We start from the raw sequence: 3,045 nt of genomic DNA, 5'->3' as shown, positions 1-3,045 counted from the left end.
ACCCGTATCCGCCGAAGGGCTGAACGGTAAAGGCGAGATGGACATCCGAATGAGCAGCAGCGGGAACAACAGGCAAATACGTCGTATCCTCTCCATCGATGGGGGCGGCATCAAGGGCACGACGCCTGCTGCCTTCCTCGCGGGGCTCGAGGAGGATCTGGGCGAGCCCATAGGGCGCTATTTTGATCTCATCGCCGGCACGTCGACCGGTGGCATCATCGCACTGGGCCTTGGCCTCGGTCGCACGGCAAAAGAGCTGCTGGAGCTTTACGAACGTCGCGGGCCTGTCATCTTCGGCCAGGACAATGCGGATGATGAGGCGCCGAGCTGGATGCGGAAGGCCTGGCGCACCCTCACCGCTACAGGGTGGCACGCTATCGGAGCAAAGCACGATGCGGCAATTCTTGCCCGGGAGCTGAGGGCCGTCCTGAACGACGATCTGATCGGGCAAGCACAGACCCGGTTGGTGATCCCGGCATGGGATGCCGATCTCCGCAGCCCCTATATTTACAAGACCGCGCATCACACGCGCCTGCAAACCGATTATCGCAAGACTGCGCTGGATGCCGCTTTGGCCACGGCGGCCGCGCCCACGTATTTCAAGCGGCATCGCACGGTCGATGAAATCGGCCTGACCGATGGTGGAACTTGGGCCAACAACCCCACGGCCATTGCCGTCGTCGAAGCTATCACCCTTCTGGGGTGGCATCCGTCAGATCTCCGCATTCTGAGCCTGGGATGCCAAGATGAGGTCTACATGCTGCCCGAAAGCCCGGGTTTTGCAGGGCTCGGCTTCAAAGTCCTCAACCTCTACGCGGATGGGCAATCACACGGCGCCCTCGGCATGGCAAAGCTCCTGACGGGTCACCCTTACGACGGGGATCGCATCTACCGCGTTTCGCCGTCCGTCCCGAGTGGGTTTTTCACTTTGGACGATACCACGAAGATCGGCCGCCTCAAGGGCCTCGGCATGTCGGAAGCCCGAAAGGCGAAGCCCCACCTGACCCCGATCTTCTTTACAAAACCCGCCGATGCCTTCGTGCCGGTCTATCAACTCAAGGAAGATGCGGCATGAACCAGATTTTGCGACAGCCGCTGACCGACAACGATATTCGTCGGCGCACGCAGATATTCACCATATTGGACGAGATCGGCGAAGATCTGGATCTCACTGAAATCCAGTTTGATCGTGCCCGCCAGAGCTATGGTGCGGTCGGGGACTGGTTGTCGGGATCGACCGATCCGCTGCTGGTCAGCGTCATGGTCTACCTTCACGGGTCCAGCGCGCTCGGAACGGCCGTGAAACCGATCGGGCGCCGGGAATTCGATGTCGATCTGATCTGCTTCTGTGCAGGTATCGCGTCCGGCATCTCCCCGGAGGTCCTTAAGGCGGCGGTTGGCAACCGGTTGAAGGAACACGCGACCTACGTGCGGCTTCTCGAAGAAAAGAAGCGCTGCTGGCGTCTCAACTATGCGGGGGATTTCCACCTCGACCTGTCCCCGACCATCGCGAACCCGGCCTGCTTCAACCGGGGTGAACTGGTGCCCGACCGGACTTTGAATGCGTGGCATCCGACAAACCCGCGGGCCTACAAGACCCTGTTCGATGAGCGTGCTGCACTCCGCCCCACCTTTGCAGGCAAGCTCATCGCCATGCAGCGGGATGAGGCGACGGTGGAGCCGTTCCCCGTTAGAGAAGCAGTGAAGGGCATCCTTCGCCGCATCGTCCAATTGCTCAAACGGCACCGGGACGTTTTCTATAAAGATAACACGGAAGACGTCGCCCCGATTTCGATCATCATCACCACGCTCGCGATGCAGGCTTATGCGTATTGCGTCCGGCGGCATGTCTTCGAAGACGAGATGGATGTGGTGGTCGAAACGATCCGGATGATGCCGCACTTTATCGAGCGCCCCATACTGGACGGACGACAGGGCTATGCCATCCTGAACGAGACAACCGACGGGGAAAATTTCGCGGACAACTGGAACAAGGATGCGCGCCGCGCTCCGGCATTCTACGCGTGGCACGCACAAGCCTTGTCCGACTTCGAGGCTCTTCGTGATGCGGTTGGTCAGGACCGTTTGGCTGTGAACATGGAGCGTTCGTTCGGCCCCGGTGTCACCGGACGGGTTCTCGGAAACCGCATCAATGCGGTGTCGGATGGCCGCGAATCAGGCCTGCTTTCCGTCGCACCGCTGATCGGGTTGACGACATCACAGGTCGCCGCATCAACGGCCGTACCCGCCAACACGTTCTTCGGCGACCAATGAAGGGATCTGGCCGCAATCAGGACCTGACCCTGTCACAGCAACTGCTGTTTCTGAAGGCCAACCCGGCAATCGGAGGTGGGGGAACGGTCCGCGCAAACAAGCTGACATGGCAAGTGCCCATACAGCCGACCGCCTTGGCGCGCTCCTATCTTGCCACCGTCACGTATCGACCGGGCCAAACGCCCGACGTTCAGATAGACGATCCGGACCTGGAGCTACTGGCAGACGGGCGACCTTTGCCTCATGTCTACAGGGATCCGCTGCGTCTTTGCCTCTATCTTCCGGGAACATGGGAGTGGGAGGCACGAAAGCGGATCGACCAGACAGTCATTCCGTGGACCTATCTCTGGCTCTACTATTTCGAGGATTGGCTTTGGTCCGACGGCTGGAAAGGTGAGGGACAACACCCCGGTGACGAAACAGAACCTGTTGGAAACCGGGCGCTGCGCAGGGCGGTGGCCCGGTCCTGAACGGTGGTTTCTGTCCCTCGTTGAGCACTTCAGCGTCTTCATCACGTTAGCACGGTCAGAACCATTGGGCACAACCCAACTCGTTTCGGCACGTTTGTGACTGATCGCGGGAGCGGCCGTTCGCTGCGCCCCGGCAAGCTGGCAATGAGGGCTTACAGCCGACCCTCGACTGCGCGGAGTGATGCCCGCGTGCGCTATAGGTTGAATGTCGGATTCCGACCCCGACGCATGACCGGTTCGCAGCTACGGCGAATGACCGGAATTCGCCCTGATTGTTGGGCCTCGCGCCACCGACGCGACC

3 protein-coding genes are annotated in these 3,045 nt (G+C 60.5%); all 3 read left to right on the top strand.

Features of this window, described 5'->3' with window-relative positions; genetic code table 11:
* On the top strand, positions 1 to 1,075 hold a 1,075-nt coding region (locus ACESL9_RS17705; RefSeq protein WP_372675391.1), incomplete at its 5' end, for a CBASS cGAMP-activated phospholipase.
* Positions 1,072 to 2,274, top strand: coding sequence for a nucleotidyltransferase (locus ACESL9_RS17700; protein WP_372675390.1), 1,203 nt, complete (start codon positions 1,072 to 1,074; stop codon positions 2,272 to 2,274). The genes ACESL9_RS17705 and ACESL9_RS17700, both read left to right, overlap by 4 nt.
* Complete coding sequence (locus tag ACESL9_RS17695) at positions 2,271 to 2,744, top strand: hypothetical protein (RefSeq protein ID WP_372675389.1); 474 nt, start codon at positions 2,271 to 2,273, stop codon at positions 2,742 to 2,744. The genes ACESL9_RS17700 and ACESL9_RS17695 overlap by 4 nt, the downstream gene beginning before the upstream one ends.
* Positions 2,745 to 3,045 lie beyond the last annotated feature (301 nt).

Origin of the sequence: Aquicoccus sp. (genome assembly GCF_041686535.1) — a bacterium.
GTDB lineage: Bacteria > Pseudomonadota > Alphaproteobacteria > Rhodobacterales > Rhodobacteraceae > Aquicoccus.
The sequence above is the reverse complement of the archived record's forward strand: the minus strand, read 5'-3'. Positions and strand labels throughout refer to the sequence as shown.

Bases quoted from the DNA above. Each gene is read 5' to 3' on its own strand.
- ACESL9_RS17700 (WP_372675390.1), top strand. From the start codon at position 1,072: ATGAACCAGATTTTGCGACAGCCGCTGACCGACAACGATATTCGTCGG.
- ACESL9_RS17695 (WP_372675389.1), top strand. From the start codon at position 2,271: ATGAAGGGATCTGGCCGCAATCAGGACCTGACCCTGTCACAGCAACTG.